This window comes from Sphingopyxis sp. LK2115, assembly GCF_014595975.1.
In the GTDB taxonomy this organism is placed as follows: domain Bacteria; phylum Pseudomonadota; class Alphaproteobacteria; order Sphingomonadales; family Sphingomonadaceae; genus Sphingopyxis.
Window position 1 is genome coordinate 60,417 of record NZ_JABWGQ010000003.1, and the last position, 6,083, is coordinate 66,499.

At 65.0% G+C, this 6,083-nt stretch carries 7 protein-coding genes; 4 read left to right on the top strand and 3 right to left on the bottom strand.

Annotated elements, in window-relative coordinates; genetic code table 11:
* Positions 1–9: 9 nt before the first annotated feature.
* The 3 genes from fabG to HUW43_RS00835 all read right to left on the bottom strand — a co-directional run bounded on the left by fabG (position 10) and on the right by HUW43_RS00835 (position 2,966).
* On the bottom strand, positions 10–753 hold the full coding sequence (gene fabG, locus HUW43_RS00825; protein WP_188235698.1) for a 3-oxoacyl-[acyl-carrier-protein] reductase: 744 nt from the start codon (positions 751–753) through the stop codon (positions 10–12).
* A gap of 322 nt (positions 754–1,075) precedes the next feature.
* Positions 1,076–2,014 (bottom strand): ACP S-malonyltransferase, encoded by a 939-nt coding sequence (gene fabD / locus HUW43_RS00830; RefSeq protein WP_188235699.1) that lies wholly within the window; start codon positions 2,012–2,014, stop codon positions 1,076–1,078.
* A gap of 124 nt (positions 2,015–2,138) precedes the next feature.
* Entirely contained in the window at positions 2,139–2,966 is an 828-nt protein-coding gene (locus HUW43_RS00835) for an LD-carboxypeptidase (RefSeq protein WP_188235700.1), read from the bottom strand.
* A gap of 179 nt (positions 2,967–3,145) precedes the next feature.
* Here HUW43_RS00835 and HUW43_RS00840 point away from each other — a divergent pair, with 179 nt between their 5' ends.
* From HUW43_RS00840 to rplI, 4 genes are all read left to right on the top strand, one after another.
* A complete protein-coding gene (locus HUW43_RS00840; protein WP_188235701.1) occupies positions 3,146–4,525 on the top strand; it encodes a Mur ligase family protein in 1,380 nt (459 codons plus the stop codon).
* Between the two features lie 256 nt (positions 4,526–4,781).
* Complete coding sequence (rpsF, locus tag HUW43_RS00845) at positions 4,782–5,147, top strand: 30S ribosomal protein S6 (protein WP_120218902.1); 366 nt, start codon at positions 4,782–4,784, stop codon at positions 5,145–5,147.
* Between the two features lie 11 nt (positions 5,148–5,158).
* The gene (gene rpsR / locus HUW43_RS00850) at positions 5,159–5,383 is read left to right on the top strand and encodes a 30S ribosomal protein S18 (RefSeq protein ID WP_003040094.1); all 225 of its coding nucleotides are present in this window, start codon (positions 5,159–5,161) and stop codon (positions 5,381–5,383) included.
* Positions 5,384–5,396: 13 nt separating this feature from the next.
* Positions 5,397–6,029 (top strand): 50S ribosomal protein L9, encoded by a 633-nt coding sequence (gene rplI, locus HUW43_RS00855; protein ID WP_188235702.1) that lies wholly within the window; start codon positions 5,397–5,399, stop codon positions 6,027–6,029.
* Positions 6,030–6,083 lie beyond the last annotated feature (54 nt).

The window sequence follows — 6,083 nt, forward strand, 5'->3', positions numbered from 1 at the left end:
CCGCTGCCGTCAGGACAGCATCGCCATGCCGCCGTTTACATGCAAAGTCTGTCCGGTGACATAGGCAGCTTCCTTCGACGCGAGATAGACGACCGCAGCGGCGATGTCGCTGCCCTCGCCCATCCGACCCGCAGGGATGCGCTGGTTGAGCGCTTCCTTCTGCGCGTCGGGCAGGTCGTCGGTCATTGCCGTGGCGATAAACCCCGGCGCGACACAGTTGGCGGTCACGCCGCGGCTCGCCAATTCCTGCGCCAGCGCCCTGGTCATGCCGGTGACGCCCGCCTTCGACGCGGCATAATTGGCCTGCCCCGGATTGCCCGTCGCGCCGACGACGCTGGTGATCGAGATGATGCGGCCAAAGCGCGCCTTCATCATCGGCTTGGCCGCGGCGCGGCACAGCCGGAAATTGGCTTCCAGGTTGATGCGGATGACGTCCATCCACTCTTCGTCTTTCATCCGCATGATCAGATTGTCGCGCGTCACCCCCGCATTGTTGACAAGGATATCAAGCTTGCCGCCCAGCGCATCGACCGCCGCCGGCACCAGCGCATCGACCGCTTCGGCGTCGCCGAGGTTGCATGGCAATGCGACATGATCGCCGCTCAGCGTGGCGCGAAAGGCATTGAGCTTGTCGACATTGGAGCCCGAAACCGCCAACCGCGCCCCCTGCGCGCTGAGCGCCTGCGCGATGGCGGAACCGATGCCACCGCTGGCACCTGTGACAAGGGCGGTCATACCGGTAAGATCGAACATCTGTGTCTCCTGTTAAATCCGGTTCACGCGGAGACGCGAAGACGCGGAGGGTTAATGATCATTGACGATGCAGCGAACGCCTTATTTGAGCATCGCGCCGCCGAAGTTGATGAGCAATCCGAACAATTGATCGGTGTGAAGCTATCAGGTCCATAACTGTTTGGCATGGGCAGGGTTAAGCCATTTCAAGCAGTCCGGCCCTAAGGTCCGGTGTCGGCGAAGCGACAAGTTCAACACATCGTCGCTCAGGCCATCGATATCTCGCACGCCCCGCTTCCGCATCTCCGCGTAAACCGTTTTCCTGCTCCTCTGCGCGCATATTTCAAAGCGCCTTCAGCAAAGCCTCGATGTCGTCCATCGACATGACGCTCACCGTCTCGACCTCGCCCGACGCGCTGCGTTTGACCATCGGCGACAGCACCTTGCCCCCGAACTCGACGAACTGGCCGACGCCGATATCCTCCATCGCCGCGACGCTCTCGCGCCAGCGGACGCGGCCGGTGACCTGGCCGACGAGCAGGTCGCGGATCGTATCGGCGTCGCTCGCCGGGCCGGCGGTGACGTTGGCGACGACAGGCACCAGCGGCGCGGCGGGCGGGTTCGCGCCGAGCGCTTCGGCCATCGCATCGGCGGCGGGTTGCATCAGCGGACAGTGGAAGGGCGCCGAAACGGGGAGCAGCACGCCGCGCTTGATCCCATAATCCTTGACCATCGCGACCGCACGCTCGACCGCGCCCCTGTGCCCCGAAATCACCACCTGCGACGGATCATTGTCATTCGCGACGGTACAGACTTCGCCCTCGGCGGCGGCATCGGCAAGTTTCTGCGCTGTGTCTACGTCAGCGCCGAGCAGCGCGGCCATCGCGCCCACGCCGACGGGCACCGCCGCCTGCATCGCCTGCCCGCGCGTCTTGAGCAGGCGCGCGGTGGTCGCAAGATCGAACGCCCCCGCAGCGCAGAGCGCGCTATATTCGCCCAGGCTGTGCCCGGCCACATAATCGGCCTTGGCGGCGAGCGTCACGCCGCCCTCCTTTTCGAGCACGCGCAGCGTCGCGATCGCATTCGCCATGATCGCGGGCTGGGCGTTTTCGGTAAGGGTAAGCTGGTCTTCGGGGCCTTCGCTCATCAGCTGGAACAGCTTCTGACCAAGTGCGTCGTCGACCTCCTGAAACACCTCGCGCGCGTGGCTCGATGCGTCGGCGAGCGCCTTGCCCATGCCGACCGACTGGCTGCCCTGACCCGGAAAGATGAATGCGCGCATGACCCTGTTCCTTATCGTCGCCCCCGCGAAGGCAGAGGCCGCTGTCGTTTTACATCTGGCTGTCGGCTTGTCACCGACAACGGCCTCCGCCTTCGCGGGGGCGACCGGCTGGCCGCCTATTCGCTCACCCCGCACGATGCAAGCCGAAGGGCACGACCTTGTTCGCCGCATCATGCCCGATGTCGGCGCGGCCGAGCCACGGAATGCCCGCGCGCGCGCACCAGCCCTGCGCTATCTCCTCGACCTCCATACCGAAAGGACGGTCATTTTCGGGAATGTCGCTGACTCGCCCCAGCCGCAGCCCGGCAAGTCCGCGCCGCGCCAGATAGCTTGTCACATGAAACAGCGCACGGTCAAAGGCATAGAGATATTCGCTGACCTCCTCGACCAGCAGGACATGCCCCGTCAGATCGGGCTCGAGCGGGGTGCCGAGCAGCATCGACAGCGTCATCAGATTGAACGCCGCATGGCGCGCGCCATGCTCCAGCCCCGGCTCGCACGCCGCGGGATCGCGCGCCACCAGCCAGTCGAGCGCGCGCGTCACCGCCGCCTCGCCGCCCTCGCGCCGGATGTCGGCGACCATCGGCCCGTGCGCGACGTGATCAAAGCCATCGCGATAGAGGCAGGCAAGCAGATTGCCCTGGTCCGAATAGCCAAGAAACGCCTTGCCCCGCGCGGCATCGGTCATCGCCGCCACCGCCTCTCCGGCGATACGGCACGCGCCATAACCGCCGCGCGCGAACCAGAGCGCGTCGATGTCCGGGCGGTTCGCCATCTCGACGAGCGCCGCAAAGCGATGCCCGTCCTCGCCCGCGAAATGGCCGTGGATGGCAAAGCATTGCGGATCGAAGACGAGTTCGACATCGGGGTAGCCGAGCGCCGCGATCGCGCGCACGGCCTCGGCGTCGTCGGGCAGGATCGGGGTCGAGGGGGCGACAATTCCTATGCGCATGAAGCGGCCATTGCTTTCCGTTCGTGTCGAGCGAAACCCGTCCTGAGCCCGGCGAAGGATCGAGACACCCCGAAGGCAAGCGCCAAGCCGACGGACATCTCGACTTTGCTCGATGCGAACGGGGAAAGGGTGCGTCGCCCATGGTTGCAAACCCTTTGCCAAGCCCATATCGCGCCGCGATGGCCGAAAACAAATCCTATTTCTTCTGCGGCATCGGCGGGTCGGGCATGTCGCCGCTGGCGATGATCGTCGCGGCGCGCGGCGCCAGTGTCTCCGGGTCGGATCGCAGCCGCGATCAGGGCCGGTCGGCGGACAAGTTCGACTGGATCGAAAGCCGCGGCATCGCCCTTTTTCCGCAGGACGGCAGCGGCGTTGCGGACGGCCAGATTCTCGTCGCGTCGGCGGCGGTCGAGGACAGCGTGCCCGACGTCGCCGCCGCCAATGCGCTCGGCCTTGCCCGCATGACGCGCGCGGACCTGAACGCCGCGCTGTTCAACGCCGCGGACAAGGGCATCGGCGTCGGCGGGACGAGCGGCAAGTCGACCGTCACCGGCATGATCGGCTGGATCCTCCACCGCGCGGGTCGCCAGCCGACGGTGATGAACGGCGCGGTGATGCGCAATTTCGTTTCGCCTGACACGCCTTTTGCCAGCGCGCTGGTCGGCGAGGACGCCATTTATGTCAGCGAGGTCGATGAAAGCGACGGGTCGATCGCGCTGTATCGGCCCGACGTCGCGGTGGTCACCAACATCAGTCTCGACCACAAGAGTCTTGACGAACTGCATCGCCTGTTCGGCGATTTCGCAGCCAAGGCGCGAATCGCGGTCGTCAACGCCGACGATCCCGAATCGGCACCGCTGCTGGCGGGCGCGAATGTCCTGCGCTTCGGCTTCAGCAACGATGCGGCGATCCGCGGCAGCGATTTCGAGCCGCTGGCGGACGGTTGCCGCTTCACCGTCCATTTCGCCGCCGACAGCCATGTTGTGCGGTTGAAGATGCCCGGCCGCCACAATGCCGCAAACGCCCTCGCCGCCATCGCCGCGGCGCGCGCGCTCAACATCCCCCTTGCGGCCTCGGTTGCGGCGCTTGCCGATTTTGCCGGGCTGGCGCGGCGTTACGAAGTTCTGGGGCAAGCGGGCGGCGTCACGATAATCGACGATTTCGCGCATAATCCCGACAAGGTCGCCGCGACGCTGGCGGCCGTCGCCGAACTGCCGGGTCGCGCGCTGCTGTTTTTCCAACCGCACGGCTATGGCCCCTTGCGCCAGATGGGCAAGGAACTGGCGGCCAGCTTTGCCGCCGGGATGCGCGACGGCGACCGGCTCTACGTCTGCGACCCCGTCTATTTTGGCGGCACCGTCGACCGCAGCATCGGCAGCGAAGCGCTGGTCGCCGACATCGTCAGGGGCGGAGCCGATGCCGTCCACATGACGACGCGCGCCAGTTGCGGCGCCGCGATCCTCGACGAAGCGCGGGGCGGCGACCGCATCCTGATCCTCGGCGCGCGCGACGACACGCTCACCGAATTCGGCAGGGAGTTGCTGGCCCAGCTTGGCTGAGAATATTTCGCGCAGCGGCCTTTCGCTTCAACCTCGCTCTGCAAATCGGCGGCATGGAATGAAAGCGGCCTCGCGGCCCGATAATTCCCGGCTCTTGCTTCTTTCACCGAAATCTGTATAGGCGCGCCCCATTGGGGCGAGGCTCGCGGCCATCGCCCCATTTGCTTTGCACCAGTTTCGCAGGGCAGGACGACAGCCGGAGGGGTCTTGCGATTGGCGCAGGACCAGCGATCGGCCAAATCGAAGGAAGCGCATCATGCCGTTTTACGAGCATGTCTTTATCGCGCGTCAGGACCTGAGCCAGGCTCAGGTCGATGCGCTGGCGGAAACCGTCACCAATGTCATCGGCGAATATAAGGGCACGGTCCACAAGACCGAGACCTGGGGCCTCAAGCAGCTCGCCTACAAGATCCAGAAGAACCGCAAGGGTCATTATGTGATGCTGTCGGCCGAAGTGTCGGGCGAAGCAATTGCCGAGATCGAGCGTCAGGCGGCGATCAACGAAGACATCATCCGCTGGATGACGATCAAGGTCGACGAACTCGAAAAGGGCCCGTCGGTGATGATGCGCAAGCAGGAACGCCGCGGCGGCCGTGGCCGTGACCGCGACGGCGAAGAATAAGGAACAGCAAAATGGCACGACCCTTTTTCCGCCGCCGCAAGACCTGCCCCTTCAGCGCGAAGGACGCACCCGTCATCGATTACAAGGACGTCCGCCTGCTCCAGGGTTACCTGTCGGAACGCGGCAAGATCGTCCCGTCGCGGATCACCGCGGTGTCCACCAAGAAGCAGCGCGAGCTGGCCAAGGCGATCAAGCGCGCCCGCCACATCGGCCTGCTCCCCTATATTGTGAAGTAAGGAGGGCAGCGTCATGGAAATCATCCTGCTCGAACGCATCGAGAAACTGGGCGGTATCGGCGACGTCGTCACCGTCAAGAACGGCTTTGCCCGCAACTATCTGCTGCCGAACAACAAGGCGCTGCGCGCGAACGAGGCGAACCGCAAGCTGTTCGAAGCCAACCGCGCAAAGATCGAGGCCGACAACGCCGAGCGCCGCGCCGATGCCGAAGCCCGCGCCAAGGACATCGAAGGCAAGCAGATCGTCCTGATCCGCCAGGCGTCGAACACCGGCCAGCTTTATGGATCGGTTTCGGTCCGCGACATCGTCGATGCGCTGGCCGAGGACGGCGTCGATGGGGTCACCAAGGCGATGATCGAGCTTGAACGCCCGATCAAGTCGCTCGGCCTGGTCGACGTCAAGGTCAAGCTGCACCCCGAAGTCGTCGTGACCGTCGGTGTCAACGTCGCGCGTTCGCCCGACGAAGCCGAAATGCAGAGCCAGGGTATCGACGTCATCGCCGCCATGTTCGAGGAAGAACAGGCCGAAGCCGCCGCAGCCGCGCTTGAACCCGACAGCGAAGACGAGTTTGAAGCGGCGACCCCGCCATCGGACCTGGCCGCCGAGGCCAGCGACGAAGTCGCGGACGACGCCAAGGAAGGCTGAGCTTCCTGAAAAGCCTTTTGAAAGGGCCGCGTTTCCATTTCGGAAACGCGGCCC